This is a genomic window from Mesorhizobium sp. RCC_202, assembly GCF_041355295.1.
Lineage (GTDB): Bacteria > Pseudomonadota > Alphaproteobacteria > Rhizobiales > Rhizobiaceae > Mesorhizobium.
On the sequence record NZ_JBFUPO010000009.1, the window covers coordinates 203520 to 219609 of the forward strand.

The window sequence follows — 16090 nt, forward strand, 5'->3', positions numbered from 1 at the left end:
GTGCGCCGGCTTTGGGCCGGCGCTGAACAAGGTCGGCATATTGAAAACGATTTTCGTCCTTAACGGTCCCAATCTCAATGCGCTCGGCAAACGTGAGCCGGGGATCTATGGCGGCAAGACGCTGGCCGCCATAGAAGAGGACTGCAAGGCAGCGGGCGCCGCGCTCGGGCTCGAGATCGATTTCCGCCAGTCCAACCATGAGGGCGACCTGGTCGACTGGATCCAGGAAGCCGGCGACAAGGCGGCAGGCATCGTCATCAATCCCGGCGCCTACAGCCACACCTCGATCGCCATCCATGACGCCATACGCGCCGCGGCACCCCTGCCCGTCGCTGAAGTCCATCTTTCCAACATCCACGCGCGGGAACCCTTCCGCCACGTCTCCATGGTCGCGCCGGTCGCTGTCGGCATGATCTGCGGATTCGGGCCGCTCGGCTACACGCTTGCGCTGCAGGCATTGGCGGCACGCCTGTGACCAGCCCCCAACCAGAAGGCTCGAAAATGTCAATAAAGAAGACCGGTGTTGACCAGCAGCTGATCCGCGATCTGGCGGGCATTCTGAACGACACCAACCTCACCGAGATCGAGGTCGAACTCGGCGATCTCAAGGTGCGCGTGTCACGGCAGTCGCAGACGGTTCACACGGTCGCCGCTCCCTATGCGGCTTCGGCATCCGCCCCGGCGCAGGCCGCAACGCCGGTGGCAGCCGTGGCGGTGGCAGACCCGTCCAAGAACGCCGTGCCCTCGCCGATGGTCGGCACCGCTTATCTGTCGCCCTCGCCCGACGCCAAGGCCTTCGTCGAGGTCGGCCAGAAGGTCAAGGAAGGCCAGACGCTGCTCATCATCGAAGCGATGAAGACGATGAACCAGATCCCCTCGCCGCGCGCCGGCACGGTGACGGCGATCCTGATCGAGGACGCCCAGCCGGTCGAATACGGCATGCCGCTCGTGGTCATCGAGTAGGCCGGATGTTCCAGAAAATCCTCATCGCCAATCGCGGCGAAATCGCCCTTCGGGTGCTGCGCGCCTGCAAGGAGCTCGGCATCCAGACGGTGGTGGTCCATTCGACGGCCGATTCCGACGCCATGCATGTCCGACTTGCCGACGAAAGCGTGTGCATCGGCCCGCCGCCGTCGCGCGACAGCTATCTCAACATCCATCAGATCGTCGCCGCCTGCGAGATCACCGGGGCGGATGCCGTGCATCCGGGCTACGGCTTCCTGTCCGAAAACGCCAAGTTCGCCGACATCCTGGCCGCGCACAACATCACCTTCATCGGCCCGTCCGGCGACCACATCCGCATCATGGGCGACAAGATCGAGGCCAAGCGTACCGCCAAGCGCCTCGGAATTCCGGTGGTGCCCGGTTCCGACGGCGCGGTGAGCGACGAGAAGGAAGCCAAGCGCATTGCCGCCGAGATCGGCTATCCCGTGATCATCAAGGCCTCGGCCGGCGGCGGCGGGCGCGGCATGAAGGTCGCACTTACCGAAGCGGACCTCGAGATCGCCTTGCAGACGGCGCGCACGGAAGCAGGCGCCGCCTTTGGTGACGACGCGGTCTACATCGAGAAGTACCTGCAGAAGCCGCGCCACATCGAAGTGCAGGTGTTCGGCGACGGTTTTGGCCGCGGCGTGCATTTCGGCGAACGCGACTGTTCGCTGCAACGGCGCCACCAGAAAGTCTGGGAAGAAGCCAATTCGCCGGCGCTCAACGCCGAGGAGCGGTCTCGCATCGGCGGCATTTGCGCCAAGGCCATTGCCGATCTCGGCTATTCCGGCGCCGGCACGATCGAGTTCCTCTACGAGAATGGCGAGTTCTATTTTATCGAGATGAACACCCGCCTGCAGGTCGAGCATCCGGTGACGGAAGCGATCACCGGCATCGACCTCGTGCACGAGCAGATCCGCGTCGCTTCCGGCGGCGGGCTTTCGGTCAGGCAGGAGGACATCAAGTTCAACGGCCATGCCATCGAATGCCGCATCAACGCCGAGGATCCGCGTACCTTCACGCCGTCGCCCGGCACGATCACACATTTCCACACGCCTGGCGGCCTCGGCATCCGCGTCGATTCCGGCGTCTATTCCGGCTACAAGATCCCGCCCTATTACGACAGCCTGATCGGTAAGCTGATCGTGCATGGCCGCAATCGTGTCGAATGCATGATGCGGCTGCGGCGCGCACTGGATGAATTCGTCGTCGACGGCATCAAGACGACGCTGCCGCTGTTTCGCGACCTGGTCGGCAATGCCGACATCGCCAATGGCGACTACGACATCCACTGGCTGGAAAAATATCTGGCCAAGGAAGAATAATCCGGGAATGCGATGACCCGACCCTACGCGCCCGGCTATCGCATCCCGACCGACCTGCTCCTGAAAGCTTACGCCTCGGGCGTGTTCCCGATGGCCGAAAGCGCCAGTGACCCGGAGGTATTCTGGGTGCGGCCGGAAACCCGCGGCATCATCCCTCTGGAAGGGTTCCACACACCGCGCAGTCTGAGGAAAACGATCCGCAAGCACCCGTTCGAGATCCGTTACGATTTCGATTTCGAGGCGACGATCGACGGCTGCGCGGAAAAGCGCGAGGAGCGCCGCTCGACCTGGATCAACGCCCCGATCCGCGAAGCCTACACCGAACTTTACCGGCTAGGCCATTGCCACTCGGTCGAGGCTTGGCGCGAGGGACAGCTTGTCGGCGGACTCTATGGCGTTTCGCTAGGACGTGTCTTCTTCGGCGAAAGCATGTTCGCCAGGGAAACGGACGCGTCGAAGACCTGCCTTTACTATCTCGTCGAGCGGTTGAAGGCGCGCGGCTTCGCCTTGCTCGACACGCAGTTCACCACCGAGCATCTGAAACGGTTCGGCGCTGTCGACGTGCCGCGCGGCCAGTATGAGAAGATGCTGGCCGCCGCGCTAAAGGGCGAGGCTGTCTTCTACCCCTGAGCCTTTGCCCCCGTCTCGATTGGCGTCTGGGAATGGAACATCATCTTCCAGCCGTCGGCGCGATGGACATAGCCGGTGCTGACCAACGCGGCATAGAGCTCGCCGTCCTCGCGTGTCGCATGCGCCTCGTAGGTCAGCATGACGATGTCACTGCCCGGCTCGACCATGCCCTTCATCTTGATGTCGAGGTCGCGCCATTTGTTCGGCTTGGTTGCGGTCTTGGCCAGGTCGGCATTGCTCATAGCCTGCGCCATCTTGGGAAAGGCGACGAGGCACTCGACGTCGGCATTGGCCGCGTAGAAGGCGGAATCCCCCGTCCAGAAAGCCTTCTCGAGGTCGAGAAGTTCCTGCTTGTTGGCGGTAATCGGCTTGCTGTTGGCCATGACGGGACTCCTCCTTGACGCTCGCTGTCTACCAACGGGCGGTGAGAACGAGGGTTCCGCAATCAATTGGTGGTGGCGGGCGCGTCGTCGGTGGCGTCTGGTGCTGCGTCGGTCGAATCCGGCGCGGTGTCGGCCGGTTGAGTCGCGGTCGGCTTGGGGTTGGCGGCTGGCGCCTTCGGCTTTGCCGTATCGGCCTTGGCGGCGGTCGGCGGCGGCACGTCCGACTTCTGCTTGCAGCCCTTCAGCCAGACGTCATAGACAGCGTGCTCGACGGCGTTGAGGCCGGGGCTTTCGGCAAACATCCAGCCGGTGAAGATGCGGCGGATCTTGCGATCGAGCGTGATCTCGTCGACCTCGACGAACGAATCGGTCTTCGGCTGCTCGGTGTCTGGCCGCGAATAGCAGACACGCGGCGTCACCTGCAGCGCGCCGAACTGCACGGTCTCGTCGATATAGACATCGAAGGTGATGATGCGGCCGGTGATCTTGTCGATACCGGCGAACTCGGCCACCGGATTGGTGATGCGATCGGCGACCGAGGGCGCGGCCGGCGTCTGCGCGGCGGCAAAGACCGTCGCGGACGCAAACAGGATCGGAGTTGCCGCGATCAGTGCCGTCGAGGTTCGGCGAAAAAAGCTCATGCAAGGATACCGGCGGTTGCGCCCAGGTGATTCTTTCGATCGCCCAAGGCTAATCAGGGCTGCGATATCAGCAAGCAGCTAAACGTCAATTGTGGCGACAAAGGATCGAAGTCGATCCGGCGATGATCCTGCGGCCGGATTTAAGAACCGGGCGTCCAGGCGTCGTAGTCGCCGGTCACCTGCGGGCGATGCTGGTTGCCAAGCACCGAACCTTTCGGGCGATATGCGCCGGGCGTTCCGGTCATGTTCGGCAGATGGCCCTTCTGCCATTCGCGCGGCTTATAGCTTTCGCTTGCGGGAGCCGTATCGACGCGATGATGCATCCAGCCATGCCAGCCCGGCGGGATCTTCGAGGCTTCCGAATAATCGCGATAGATGACCCAGCGGCGGGTGCGGCCCTCTGAATCGATACCACCCTCGTAATAGACGTTACCGTTCTCGTCCTCGCCGACCTTCTTGCCGAAGCGCCAGGTGTGGAGACGCGTGCCAAGCGTCTGGCTGTTCCACCAGGTGAAAAACTGCAGCAGGAAAGTTTTCATCCAGATCCTCGCGGGCGGCAGCGGCTACGCTGTTCCTGCTTATGGCGTCACGTCACCCCGAAGGCAAGGGTTTTGCCGCCGCGGACGTAAATGCTTCGTGCGCTAAATCGATGCACATCCTCGTCCGCCGGCAAGCCGGCTTGCCAAGCGCAACCTCTGTTTCTAAAGCTCGATTGCCCGACAACGGGCGCGCCTGGCCCGTGGCGGCTGACGGAGGTGACGCTTGGCCCCAGAACGGTCTACCGATAGCCGGATCGGCGCCGAAGATATCCGTCGCCGCAAAGGTGGCGTGCCAATCGTCTGCCTTACCGCCTACACCTATCCGACCGGCCGCATGCTCGATTCGCATGTCGATCTTCTGCTGGTCGGCGACAGCGTCGCCATGGTGCTGCACGGCCACGCCACGACGCTCGGCGCCTCGCTGGAGATGATGATCGCCCACGGTCAAGCGGTGATGCGCGGCTCGGCCAGGGCATGCGTGGTGGTCGACATGCCGGCGGGCAGCTATGAGACGTCGCCGGCGCAGGCCGTCGCCTCGGCGCGGCGCATTTCTGACGAAACCGGCTGTCAGGCGGTGAAGCTCGAAGGCGGCGTCGATGTCTCAAGCCAGATCGCCGCGATCGTCGCCGAGGGCATTCCTGTCATGGGCCATATCGGCCTGCAGCCGCAATCGGTGGAAAAAGACGGCGGCTACAAGATCAAGGGCCGCACCCAGGACAATATCCGAGCCCTCTTCCGCGACGCCGAAGCGGTCGAGAAAGCAGGCGCTTTCTCCGTCGTCATCGAGGGCACGATGGAGACCGTGGCGTCGGAACTCACCCGCCACATCTCCATCCCGACCATCGGCATCGGCGCCAGCGGCGATTGCGACGGCCAGATCCTGGTCATCGACGACATGATCGGCATGACGGTCGACCGCGTGCCGAAATTCGTCAAGCAATATGCCGATCTGCGCAGCGTCATCGCCGACGCGGCCGCACGTTATGCAGCGGAGGTGCGCAGCCGCGCCTTTCCTGGCCCCAGCCATGTCTTCAAGGACGAAGCATGAGCGCGCCGATCGTCGTCGACACCGTCGCAGCCCTTCGCGCGCAGGTCCGTGACTGGCGCCAGGCCGGCCTCAAGGTCGCCATGGTGCCGACCATGGGGGCGTTGCATGATGGCCATGTCTCGCTGGTCAGGATTGGCCTTGAACAGGCCGAGCGCTGCGTCGTCTCGATCTTCGTCAATCCGACCCAGTTCGCGCCGACCGAGGATCTCGACAAATATCCGCGCCAGCTCGCCCGCGATCTCGACCGGCTGCGGGAAGCAGGAGCGCATCTTGCCTTCACCCCTGGCGTCGCCGCCATGTATCCGGCCGGCTTTGCGACGAAAATCTCCGTGGGCGGGCCCTCTTCCGGTTTGGAAACGGATTTCAGGCCGACTTTCTTCGATGGCGTCGCCACCGTCGTGGCCAAGCTGTTTTTGCAGACCGCGCCCGACTGCGCGGTGTTCGGCGAGAAGGATTATCAGCAGCTTTGCGTCGTGCGCCAACTCTGCCGCGACCTCGACCTGCCAGTTGAGATCATCGGCGCGCCGACCGTGCGCGATGCGCATGGTCTCGCCATGTCTTCGCGCAACGCCTATCTGGGCGAGGCCGAACTCGACATTGCGCGCAGGTTGAACGTCATCCTGCGGCAATCCGCGGCAATGCTCGCGGCCGGCTCAACCGAGATCGAGAGCATCGATCATGCGCAACAGCTGCTGGTCGGCGCTGGCTTTCAGAAGATCGATTATGTTGCAGCACGTGAGAGCGTCACGCTCACGCCCTGGCGGCGCGGCCACGATGGCCGCCTGCTCGCGGCGGTCTGGCTCGGTGCGACCAGGCTGATCGACAATGTGGAGATTCCCGCCGCCTGAGCGGTTTCCGCGCTACCAGCAGGGCGCGCAGCCCGGTCCAGCCAGGTCACGGCCAAAGAGAATGCGCGGTCGCCACTGACCTATTCTTCGGACGGCATGTGCAGATACATCGACTGGATGCCGACCCGTCCCGGGCCGATGAAGCGGTTGACGACGAAGTTCATGTTGGCGCCAAAGAAGCCGCTTGAGAGCTTGTCGATCCTGGTCTCCATCTTCACCGAAGCGTCCTTGAACAGCCAGCCGCCGGGCTCGACGTCGATGGTCTCGCCGGGCGCCAGCACCTTCTCGAAGACATTGCCGTAGCCGTGCAGCCAGACGATGCCGTCGCCGGTCTCACCGCGAAAGCGATCGATGAAAAAGCCGCTCTGGCCGAACAGCATTGTCCCTAACCCGCGCACGCGCTCGAACGTGTAGTCGACGCTGGCGGTCGCGGCGAGGAACTGGTGCTCGCGCACCTGGATTTCCTCGCCACGGCGAAGATGGATCGGCACGATATGGCCTGGACCGTCGCGGCTGAAGGCGACGACGCCCGCGCCGGACGCTTCAGTGACGAAGATCTGCATGCCGGCGATCATGCGCTTCAGCGCGCCTTTCAGCGACTTCAGGCCGATCGTGATCGTGGTGTTCTTCCACAAAAGGATGTGGTGCTCGAAATAGACCGGCATGTTGGTCACGTCGACCGACAGCACCGGCACCAGTTCGCCGGCGACGTGATAGGTCACGCCGCCAAACGTCTCGTCCGACACCTCGGTCGGCATCAATTCCGGCAAGCTCGGCATGGTTTGTCCCCCTTCGCCGCCTTGCGCGCCAGCCCATTCCGGCTTCCGCACGGTCAGCTGCAGCAGCTTTGGTACCGGCCCCCCGGATCGTCAAACGAAAACAATCCGCCACCGCACCGCTCGCGCGAAGGTGATCCAGACAGGTGCGCGTCGAAAGGATCAGCCGACAAGAGGCCGAAGATAGACCAGCGTCGGCCCGCCTGAAGCACCGGTGTGCCCACCGGCAGCACCGGATTGCACGAAGCCGTTGGCTTCGTAGAAGGCGATGGCGCGCGTGTTTTGCGCCTCCACTTCCAGACGGATGGCGTTGGCCTCGGGAAAACTTTCGATGATCTCATCGAGAAGCATGCCGCCGATGCCTCGCCCCTGCAGGCTGGGAAGCACGTAGAGCTGCCTCAGCGCAATCAGCTTGCCGCCGTCGATGCTTTCCGCAAAAGCCACGCCGCCAATGCGCTTTCCGTCATCGGCAACGAGGAAGTCGCTGTTCGGCTTGATCAGCCGCGCCTTCAGCGAAGTGATCGAATGCCATTCGTCGGTGATCTCGGTGACCTTGGCCGCGCCGTAGATGGCGTCATAGGTCGCATGCCAGGTTTCGACCAGCACGGCCCGGATTGCATCAAGGTCACGTTCGCCTGCGGTGCGGACAAACATCGGCTCACTCGATGCCGAGCTTGGCCTTGACCAGGTCGTTGACCGCCTGCGGGTTGGCCTTGCCGCCTGTCGCCTTCATCACCTGACCGACGAACCAGCCGGCCATGGTCGGCTTGGCGCGCGCCTGCTCGACCTTGTCCGGATTGGCGGCGATGACATCGTCGACCGCCTTCTCGATGGTGCCGGTGTCGGTGACCTGCTTCATGCCGCGGCTCTCGACCAGCTGACGCGGGTCGCCGCCTTCGTTCAAGACGATCTCGAACAGGTCCTTGGCGATCTTGCCGGAGATCGTGCCTTCCTTGATCAGATCGAGGATCGCGCCGATCTGCTCCGGCGAAACCGGAGCATTTTCAATGTCCTTGCCGGCTCTGTTCAACGCGCCGAGCAGGTCGTTGATGACCCAGTTGGCGGCAAGCTTGCCGTCGCGGCCGGCCGCCACCTTCTCGAAATAATCGGCAATCGGCTTTTCCGAGACCAGCACCGAGGCGTCATAAGCCGAAAGTCCAAGCGTATCGATCAGTCGCGCCTTCTTGTCGTCGGGCAGCTCCGGCAGGTGCTTTGCGAGCGCGTCGACATAGGCCTGGTCGAACTCCAGCGGCAGAAGGTCGGGATCGGGGAAATAGCGGTAATCATGCGCTTCTTCCTTGGAGCGCATCGAGCGCGTCTCGCCCTTGATGGGGTCGTACAGGCGCGTCTCCTGATCGATCCTGCCGCCATCCTCGAGTATGGCGATCTGCCGGCGCGCCTCGAAGTCGATGGCCTGGCCGATGAAGCGGATCGAGTTCATGTTCTTGATCTCGCAGCGCGTGCCGAACTCGCCGCCCGGACGGCGAACGGACACGTTGACGTCGGCGCGCAGCGAGCCTTCGTCCATGTTGCCGTCGCAAGTGCCGAGATAGCGCATGATCGAGCGCAGCTTGGTGACATAGGCCTTGGCTTCGTCGCCCGACCGCAGGTCGGGCTTGGAGACGATTTCCATCAGCGCCACGCCTGAACGGTTGAGATCGACATAGGACATGGTCGGATGCTGGTCATGCATCGACTTGCCGGCATCCTGTTCCAGATGCAGGCGCTCGATGCCGACCTCGATATCCTCGAATTCGCCCTGACGATCGGGGCCGACCGAGACGATCACCTTGCCCTCACCGACGATCGGCTGCTTGAACTGCGAGATCTGGTAGCCCTGCGGCAGGTCGGGATAGAAATAGTTCTTCCGGTCGAAGACCGACTTGTGGTTGATCGCGGCCTTCAGGCCCAGGCCGGTTCGGATCGCCTGCTTGACGCATTCCTCGTTGATGACCGGCAGCATGCCGGGCATCGCCGCATCGACCAGGCTGACATTGGCATTGGGCGCGGCGCCGAAAGCCGTCGAGGCGCCCGAGAACAGTTTTGCTTGCGAGATCACTTGCGCATGCACTTCGAGCCCGATGATGATCTCCCAGTCGCCGGTGGCGCCAGGGATCAGGCGTTTTGCGTCGGGTGTGCGGGTGTCGATGATGCTCATGGAAGCCTGCGTCGTGTGAATTTGCGAATATGCAAAACGCATATTTTGATGTGCACTCGCTAGTGCAAACCGCCTTTTGAGACAAGCCTTGTGAGACAACCGCAAAGCCGTCCTCTGGCCTTTTCGGCGGCTTTCGCCTATAGGACGCCCATCCCAACGGAGAGTGGATGTCCACTTACGCTCAGTCCCGGTAAGGCCCTGACCTCTTAGGAGGCAGGGCAGAAAAACCTGAAACCCCGTGCCGCGAAGTCTCGCGGCGGCGGCTTTTGTTGTTTTTCCCAGGACTTATCCAATGGACATTTCGCGCAACGAACAGCGCATCCTGCACCTGCTCGCGCAGGGCGGACGTATCGAAATCGAAAAGAACGAGAAGAAACGGATCGCGGCGGTCCTGTGCCTCACCCGCGACGGTTGGCGCTATCCGGACTTCGATCTGGATCTGTTTCGAAAACTGAGGCGCAAAAAGGCGGTTTCATCGATCGATGGCGGCCCTTACCGCATCACCCGGCGCGGTCTCCGGCTCGTCCGCGCCGAGCTCGACAACAGATAGGGACAGCCGCCGGCCGCTATCGGCCGGCGGTTTCCACCCGCATCAAGCGGTGGCGATGTATTGCTTGATCTCCTCGGCCTCGCGTTCGACATCCTCGATGCGGCGCTTGACCACGTCGCCGATCGACACGATGCCGTCGAGCAGACCATCCTTCTCGACGGGCAGATGGCGAAAGCGGCCCCTGGTCATGATTTCCATGACCTCGTTGACCGTATGGTTCTCGTTGCAGATCTTGACCTTCGGCGTCATTGCCGAGCGCACCGCGATGTCGAGCGCGGCGGCGCCCTCCTTGGCAACCACGCGCACGATGTCGCGCTCCGACAATATTCCGACGATCTTGCGGTCACCATTGGTGATGACCAATGCGCCGATCCTGTGGTCGGCCAGTATTCGAATGGCTTCGCTCAGCTTTTCGTTGGGCCCGAGCGTGAACACGTCATGGCCCTTACTTTCGAGAATTGCCTTAACCGTCATGGCGTCCTCCTCAGCCTTGTGCGCCGGCTCGTGCCCTGACCGGCTTTTCAGCCCAGCGCCGTGGACGCCAGGTGCCTGGAGAACATCGTGCGCCGTCAATGGTTGCATTTCAAGTGCGCGGTTACGCTATGCCGCCGGCAGCGGACGATCGAAGAATCGCAGGCCGAAAAAGCCGGCGATCAGGCCGCCGATATGAGCCTCCCAGGCGACCTGGCCATCGACGCCCGGTGCAAAGCCGAACAGGCCGATGGCGAGATTGGCCAGCGTCAGGATGCCAAGAAAGACCATCACGCGCCGTGAACGCAACGCGACGGTAACCGGCAAGGGATCGCCCACGAAAGCTGCGCTGCCCGACGACCGGTCGACATGGAAGCCGTAGCGGGCCGCCGCTCCCATCATGCCGGAAATCGCGCCGGATGCGCCGACGAGCGGCGCCTCGCCATAAGGATGCAGCGCCCAGAACAGTGCGACCGAGGCCAATCCGGTCACTGCATAGAACAGCGCAAAGCGAGGCGCGCCGACGCGGTAGGCGAGCGGCGAGCCGAAGGCGGCAAGCCAGATCATGTTGATAGCGATATGGGTGAGGTTGCCATGCATGAAGGCATAGGTGAAGGGCCGCGTCAGCAGGAACCAGTCGAAGCCATACCGGCCGGTATAGAGCACCGGGATGAAAGCCCCGTCGTAGAGCAGCGTCATGTTCTGCGTATCGTTCAGCACATATTGCTGCAGCAGATAGACGACCACGCAGATGCCGATCACCGCCAGCACCACCGGCGGCAGGTTGAACACCGGCTCGCGGCGCTGTTCCTGCGCCTCTTGCGGCCCGGGTTCAACCGACTGGGGTTCGACCGGTTGGGGCTCGGCTTCAGGAGGGGTTACCGGTTCGCTCATGCACCCTGCAATCGGCTGGAGTTCGGATTCTGCGAGGATGTAGATCACGACCGCACGGCTGACAAACAGCGAATCGCCGCAACACTGGGTAAAGAGGAAGCGACCCGAATCAAAGGCCGCGAATCAAAAAGAAGGCCGTCCAGGTTTCCCTGAACGGCCGGTCGAGCCCCCTGCTCCCCATAAACTCGTGACTGAAAGTGCTGCCGATCGCTGCTTGAACGACCGTTTTGGAGTGGTTTTGATGTGCCACAGGCCTGGTTGGCGCGCAACGTAAACCAATTGTTAACCTTAACGACCCCGAAGCGTGAACAAACGTTAACGATACTGGCACGCATCCTGCTCCGCACCGCATGAAGGTCATCGGAGGGCGCCCTGTCTGTCCACCGATGGGACATCAAGAGGCAGATTGCGCGGAGCGGAATGGACATGAACGAGAACGGATCGATCACGCTGTTCCAATATTGGAACCAGCTGCGTGACGGCCGCCCGGCGCCGAAGCGTTCGGAAGTGGAGCCGGCCGACATCAAATCGCTTCTGGCCGACACTTTCATCCTGGAACGCGACACACGCGGCGAAGCCGTGTTCCGGCTTGCCGGCACCAGGCTCTGCGCCTGTTACGGCCGCGAGCTCAAGGGCTTCTCCTTTCCTTCGCTCTGGCGCGAAAAAGACCAGCGGCTGGTGTCGCGGCTTCTGCATGGTGTTTTCGAACAGAAATCCGTGCTTTTGCTGACTTACGAGGGCTTCAGCCGCAACGGCCGCTCCAACAAATTCGAAATGCTGGCGCTGCCGCTCGATGGCGGCACTGAGAACCCGCGCTGCCTCGGCATCATCAGCGCGGTCGAAAAGCCGTTCTGGCTTGGCGCCGACCCGCTGGCCGACGCGCCTATCGATTCGATCCGGGTCATCGATCCCGACAAAGAGCCGATGTTCCTGAAGAACCGGCCGGCAATCGACGTTCCTTCGCTCGTGCCGACGGAATTCGATCGTCCCGAAACCATCTCGGCGCTCGGCCGCGTGCGCCGTATCCGCCACCTCGTCGTCTTCGATGGCGGGCGTCAGGAATAAGTCTTGTCGCGCCGGATTTTGCATCGCTTTCGTAGCCTGCGCCGGCCTGCGATATTAAGCCGTTCACGGTCGTCTTTTCCCCTTTGTTAACCTGCTTGGCTGTAGTTTTCGTCTGAAATTCCCGCATCGTCGCGTGGAATGCCAACGGGGTGTAGGCAGTCATGAGATCAGCGGCGGTAGACTACGCGCCGTCCAGAGCTGAGCGGCGCAACTTTCAGCGTGTCCGGGTGAAAATCTACGGACGCTTCATGCTGGAAGATCGCACCGAGCACCCATGCCAGGTGATCGACATGTCGCCGGGCAATGTCGCCTTGCGCACCGAACGCGTCGGCATGCCTGGCGAAAAGGTAATTGCCTATATCGACCATATCGGCCGCGTCGAAGGCGTGGTGACACGCACCTCGTCAGACGGTTTCGCCATGACCGTCATTGCCTCGGATCGCAAGAAAGACAAGCTTGCCGCGCAGCTGACCTGGCTTGCCAACAAGCACGAGCTCGATCTGCCCGAGGACCGCCGGCACGAACGGGTGGCGCCGCGCAATCCAATGAGCGTTCTGCAGCTCATCGACGGGCGCCAGTATCAGTGCCGTATCATCGATCTGTCGCTTTCTGGCGCGGCGGTCGAAATCGACGTCAAGCCGGCAATCGGCGTCCAGGTCACGCTCGGCACGATGCGCGGCCAGGTGGTGCGCCATTTCGAAGACGGCGTCGCCATCGAGTTCGCCGTCATCCAGAGGCCCGAAACGCTGGACTCCGAATTCAACGCACCGCGATCCTGAACTGATCCTGTCCGGCAGAACGCGACCGGCCGCTTGCGGCCGGTCTTTTCGTTTGTCCGATGCAGCGGTTCGCGCCGGCGGCGCGGGCCGCGATTCGAGCGAGCGCAGGCGAAAGCCCGACCCGAATCTAAACGATAGCAAATCCAGATAGTTCAAATTTTATGCTTATTATAGCGGCGTTTTACTCAATAACTACTTCGCGTTTTTGCGTCAAATAAATCCCATCGTGGCACAGTCTTCTCAAACGGGGAGACTACAACAATGAGAATGACGAGGGGCAGGCTGTTGCTCTTGGCAATGGCGATGCAGCTTTCCGCATGGGGAACGGCAAGCGCGGGACCGGCCTTTATGCACACCGGCGGCCGCACCACCCAGCCGGTCGGCCATTATGACTTCTGCCAGCGCATTCCGGTCGAGTGCAGCGAACGCACGCCGAAGGGCGCCCCGGTCGTGTTGTCGCGCAAGCTGTGGGCCACGATCATCAACGTCAACAATTTGGTCAACACGCGCGTCAAGCCGCGTACCGACCAGGAAAACTACGGCGTCGAGGAATACTGGGCCTATCCCGACAATGGCTATGGCGACTGCGAGGACTATGCGCTGGAGAAGCGCCGCGAGCTGATGGCGGCCGGCGTGCCGGCCGGCGATCTGCTGATGACGGTGGTGCGCCAGCCGAATGGCGACGGCCATGCGGTGCTGACGGTGCGCACCAGCCTCGGCGAATTCGTCCTCGATAACCTCGAAACCAAAGTGCTCGCCTGGAACGAGACGGTCTACACCTACCTCAAGCGTCAATCGACCGAGAATTCGGGCGTTTGGGTTACGATCAACGACGGCCGCGACGCCGCCGTCGCCAGCGTCCGCTAGGACACGACGAGACTAAGCGCGTCGCCCCGACGCGGCGCGCTTTCAAAGAAAGCCCGGTCGAGTCCCCACCCTCCCCGTCCCCAACGACCGGGTTTAGGAGCCGGCCCCTGTCCCCGGGGCCGGCTCCGCTGTTTCCGGCAGCGCGGTTTCCGGTGGCCCGAATTTCTGTTTGGGGGCGCTTCTGCTACAACAGACAACAGCGCGCAGTTCTTTTCCGGTTTGTCCGGTTCAAGACCTATTGCGCGCCAGTCGTGGGATGTTCCGCATGCCGACCGAACCTCGATCACCTCGCCTTGCGGTTCTTATCGACGCCGACAACGCCTCCGCGAAGATTGCCGAGGGACTGTTCGAGGAGATCGCGAAGATCGGCGAGGCAAGCGTTCGCCGCATCTATGGTGATTTCTCCAGCGCCCGTTCGAAGGGCTGGGCAGAGGTTCTGTCGAAACACGCGATCATTCCGCAGCAACAGTTCGCTTACATCACCGGCAAGAACGCGTCGGATATCACATTGGTGATCGACGCGATGGATTTGCTTCATAGCGGCCGATTCGACGGTTTCTGCCTGGTTTCTTCCGACAGCGACTTCACTCGACTTGCGGCGCGGATACGCGAGCAAGGCGTCGACGTGTTTGGATTTGGGGAGCAAAAGACCCCGGAGAGCTTTCGGCAGGCATGTCGCCGTTTCGTCTACACCGAGAACCTTCTCCATGGCTTGGGGAATGCTCAAGATGCCGCTCCTGCGACGAAGCCGCTTCAGACACCGACAGCCGCTACGCCCATTCTGAAGAAGGTCATCGGTCAGATGGAGAGTGAGGATGGCTGGGTGCTCCTGGGCACTTTCGGCAAGCAGCTTTCAAATCTCTTTTCGGATTTCGACCCGCGTACCTACGGCTTCAGCAAATTGAGCGATCTGGTAAGGAAAACGGCCGCCTTCGATATCGAGAACCCCAAAGGCGGGTCCATGCGAATACGGGTCAAGGCCGTCGAAAAGAAAGGAAAGGGCAGATCCGGGTAACGCGATCATGTTAGAGATCCCTGAAGACCGATGCGAACGCGCCAAGCTGTACAAGGCGATCGACGACGCCTTTAAAGCAGGTGATTTCGAGACCCTTGGCAAAGCGCTCGGCGGCTCGCCGCGCTGGTTCGACGAGAGGATGCCGTTCGAGCTCGGCCTCGGCCATCCGTTGGAATATGCGATCTATTGGAGCCCGGCCCGGTTCGTAAGCGCCTTGCTCGATGCCGGCTCGAACCCGAATTATGAGGATCACGCAGGCTTTCCGTCGATCATTGCCGCGCTGTCGACGGACCGGCCGGACCGGCTGGAGCTCATCCATATCCTTCTCGCGCATGGCGCCAATCCGGACACGCGCGGCGTCAATGACTGGACGCCCCTGCACCATGCGGTATCGCGGCGTGACGCCGAAGCGATCCGCCTGTTGCTCCATTGCGGTGCGGACCCGTCACTCAGAACCCGCATCGACGACTATGAGACGGCACTGGAGGGCGCGGAGCAGGCAGGCTTCGCGGCCGGTGCATCCTTGCTGCGCGCGGCGATGAACAACCGCGGCGCATAACGCGCGAGAAACCCGGCGCCGTCACACCGGCTTCAGTTTGGCTTTGAAGCGCTTGCCATTGGCGACATAGTGCGCGGCCGAGACACGAAGCCGCTCGATCGCCGCCTCATCCAGCACGCGGATGACCTTGGCGGGCGAGCCGACGATCAGCGAATTGTCCGGAAAGACCTTGTTTTCGGTCACCAGCGCGCCGGCGCCGACCAGTGAGTTGTTGCCGATCCTGGCGCCGTTCAGCACGATGGCGCCCATGCCGATCAGGCTGTTGTCACCGATGCTGCAGCCATGCAGCAGCGCGCGGTGGCCGATCGTGCAGCCTTCCCCGATGGTCAGCGGGAAGCCGGGATCGGTGTGCATGACTGTATGTTCCTGCACATTGGTGTCGGCGCCGATGGTGACCGGCTCGTTGTCGCCGCGGATGACGACGCCGAACCAGAAGCCGGCGTTGCGGCCTATCCTGATGTCACCGATCAGCTTGGCATCCGGCGCGATCCAGTTGGTGTCGGCGTCCTCGAGCTGCGGCGCCTTTCCGTCGATCGCATAGAGCGGCATTTCTCT

Annotated in this window: 21 protein-coding genes; 12 read left to right on the forward strand and 9 right to left on the reverse strand. The window is 62.3% G+C overall.

Annotated features, from left to right (window positions below; all coding sequences use genetic code 11):
* Positions 1 to 40: 40 nt before the first annotated feature.
* From aroQ to aat, 4 genes are read left to right on the forward strand one after another with little or no spacing between them, the layout of a single operon-like run.
* The gene (aroQ, locus tag AB6802_RS21345) at positions 41 to 475 is read left to right on the forward strand and encodes a type II 3-dehydroquinate dehydratase (protein WP_371012279.1); all 435 of its coding nucleotides are present in this window, start codon (positions 41 to 43) and stop codon (positions 473 to 475) included.
* A 26-nt stretch (positions 476 to 501) separates the two neighbouring features.
* The gene (gene accB / locus AB6802_RS21350; RefSeq protein WP_371012149.1) at positions 502 to 963 is read left to right on the forward strand and encodes an acetyl-CoA carboxylase biotin carboxyl carrier protein; all 462 of its coding nucleotides are present in this window, start codon (positions 502 to 504) and stop codon (positions 961 to 963) included.
* 5 nt (positions 964 to 968) lie between these two features.
* Positions 969 to 2312 carry an acetyl-CoA carboxylase biotin carboxylase subunit gene (gene accC, locus AB6802_RS21355; RefSeq protein ID WP_371012150.1) on the forward strand — a complete coding sequence of 448 codons (1344 nt, stop codon included), beginning with the start codon at positions 969 to 971 and terminating at the stop codon, positions 2310 to 2312.
* A 12-nt stretch (positions 2313 to 2324) separates the two neighbouring features.
* Complete coding sequence (gene aat, locus AB6802_RS21360) at positions 2325 to 2942, forward strand: leucyl/phenylalanyl-tRNA--protein transferase (protein WP_371012151.1); 618 nt, start codon at positions 2325 to 2327, stop codon at positions 2940 to 2942.
* Here aat and AB6802_RS21365 read toward each other — a convergent pair.
* From AB6802_RS21365 to AB6802_RS21375, 3 genes are all read right to left on the reverse strand, one after another.
* Positions 2933 to 3325 carry a hypothetical protein gene (locus tag AB6802_RS21365; RefSeq protein ID WP_371012152.1) on the reverse strand — a complete coding sequence of 131 codons (393 nt, stop codon included), beginning with the start codon at positions 3323 to 3325 and terminating at the stop codon, positions 2933 to 2935. The genes aat and AB6802_RS21365 overlap by 10 nt on opposite strands.
* A gap of 62 nt (positions 3326 to 3387) precedes the next feature.
* Positions 3388 to 3966, reverse strand: a complete 579-nt coding sequence (locus AB6802_RS21370; RefSeq protein WP_371012153.1) for a DUF2155 domain-containing protein — start codon at positions 3964 to 3966, stop codon at positions 3388 to 3390.
* A 140-nt stretch (positions 3967 to 4106) separates the two neighbouring features.
* Complete coding sequence (locus tag AB6802_RS21375) at positions 4107 to 4505, reverse strand: NADH:ubiquinone oxidoreductase subunit NDUFA12 (protein WP_371012154.1); 399 nt, start codon at positions 4503 to 4505, stop codon at positions 4107 to 4109.
* A gap of 223 nt (positions 4506 to 4728) precedes the next feature.
* On the opposite strand from AB6802_RS21375, the gene panB reads away from it, so the two are divergent.
* Both panB and panC read left to right on the forward strand, forming a co-directional pair.
* Positions 4729 to 5553, forward strand: a complete 825-nt coding sequence (panB, locus tag AB6802_RS21380) for a 3-methyl-2-oxobutanoate hydroxymethyltransferase (RefSeq protein ID WP_371012155.1) — start codon at positions 4729 to 4731, stop codon at positions 5551 to 5553.
* Positions 5550 to 6401, forward strand: a complete 852-nt coding sequence (gene panC, locus AB6802_RS21385; protein ID WP_371012156.1) for a pantoate--beta-alanine ligase — start codon at positions 5550 to 5552, stop codon at positions 6399 to 6401. The genes panB and panC overlap by 4 nt, the downstream gene beginning before the upstream one ends.
* 80 nt (positions 6402 to 6481) lie before the next feature.
* Here the strand turns inward: panC and AB6802_RS21390 are convergent, their stop codons facing one another.
* The 3 genes from AB6802_RS21390 to gatB form a co-directional block, all read right to left on the reverse strand.
* Entirely contained in the window at positions 6482 to 7180 is a 699-nt protein-coding gene (locus AB6802_RS21390) for an AIM24 family protein (protein WP_371012157.1), read from the reverse strand.
* Positions 7181 to 7339: 159 nt separating this feature from the next.
* Entirely contained in the window at positions 7340 to 7831 is a 492-nt protein-coding gene (locus tag AB6802_RS21395) for an N-acetyltransferase family protein (protein ID WP_371012158.1), read from the reverse strand.
* Between the two features lie 4 nt (positions 7832 to 7835).
* On the reverse strand, positions 7836 to 9335 hold the full coding sequence (gene gatB, locus AB6802_RS21400; RefSeq protein ID WP_371012159.1) for an Asp-tRNA(Asn)/Glu-tRNA(Gln) amidotransferase subunit GatB: 1500 nt from the start codon (positions 9333 to 9335) through the stop codon (positions 7836 to 7838).
* Between the two features lie 292 nt (positions 9336 to 9627).
* Between gatB and AB6802_RS21405 the strand changes: the two genes are divergently transcribed.
* Entirely contained in the window at positions 9628 to 9885 is a 258-nt protein-coding gene (locus tag AB6802_RS21405; RefSeq protein WP_371012160.1) for a YjhX family toxin, read from the forward strand.
* Between the two features lie 42 nt (positions 9886 to 9927).
* On the opposite strand, the gene AB6802_RS21410 is transcribed toward AB6802_RS21405, so the two are convergent.
* Together AB6802_RS21410 and AB6802_RS21415 are read right to left on the reverse strand one after the other, a co-directional pair.
* A complete protein-coding gene (locus AB6802_RS21410; RefSeq protein WP_371012161.1) occupies positions 9928 to 10359 on the reverse strand; it encodes a CBS domain-containing protein in 432 nt (143 codons plus the stop codon).
* 126 nt (positions 10360 to 10485) lie between these two features.
* Positions 10486 to 11250 (reverse strand): rhomboid family intramembrane serine protease, encoded by a 765-nt coding sequence (locus tag AB6802_RS21415; RefSeq protein WP_371012162.1) that lies wholly within the window; start codon positions 11248 to 11250, stop codon positions 10486 to 10488.
* Positions 11251 to 11676: 426 nt separating this feature from the next.
* Between AB6802_RS21415 and AB6802_RS21420 the strand changes: the two genes are divergently transcribed.
* The 5 genes from AB6802_RS21420 to AB6802_RS21440 all read left to right on the forward strand — a co-directional run bounded on the left by AB6802_RS21420 (position 11677) and on the right by AB6802_RS21440 (position 15535).
* A complete protein-coding gene (locus tag AB6802_RS21420; RefSeq protein WP_371012163.1) occupies positions 11677 to 12315 on the forward strand; it encodes a PAS domain-containing protein in 639 nt (212 codons plus the stop codon).
* Positions 12316 to 12476: 161 nt separating this feature from the next.
* Positions 12477 to 13094: a PilZ domain-containing protein gene (locus tag AB6802_RS21425; RefSeq protein ID WP_371012164.1), complete on the forward strand. Its 618-nt coding sequence runs from the start codon at positions 12477 to 12479 to the stop codon at positions 13092 to 13094.
* 261 nt (positions 13095 to 13355) lie between these two features.
* Positions 13356 to 13961, forward strand: coding sequence for a transglutaminase-like cysteine peptidase (locus AB6802_RS21430; RefSeq protein WP_371012165.1), 606 nt, complete (start codon positions 13356 to 13358; stop codon positions 13959 to 13961).
* Between the two features lie 265 nt (positions 13962 to 14226).
* Positions 14227 to 14976, forward strand: coding sequence for an NYN domain-containing protein (locus tag AB6802_RS21435; RefSeq protein WP_371012166.1), 750 nt, complete (start codon positions 14227 to 14229; stop codon positions 14974 to 14976).
* 7 nt (positions 14977 to 14983) lie between these two features.
* Positions 14984 to 15535, forward strand: a complete 552-nt coding sequence (locus AB6802_RS21440) for an ankyrin repeat domain-containing protein (protein ID WP_371012167.1) — start codon at positions 14984 to 14986, stop codon at positions 15533 to 15535.
* Positions 15536 to 15556: 21 nt separating this feature from the next.
* Here the strand turns inward: AB6802_RS21440 and AB6802_RS21445 are convergent, their stop codons facing one another.
* Entirely contained in the window at positions 15557 to 16084 is a 528-nt protein-coding gene (locus AB6802_RS21445; protein WP_371012168.1) for a gamma carbonic anhydrase family protein, read from the reverse strand.
* Between the last annotated feature and the right edge of the window lie 6 nt (positions 16085 to 16090).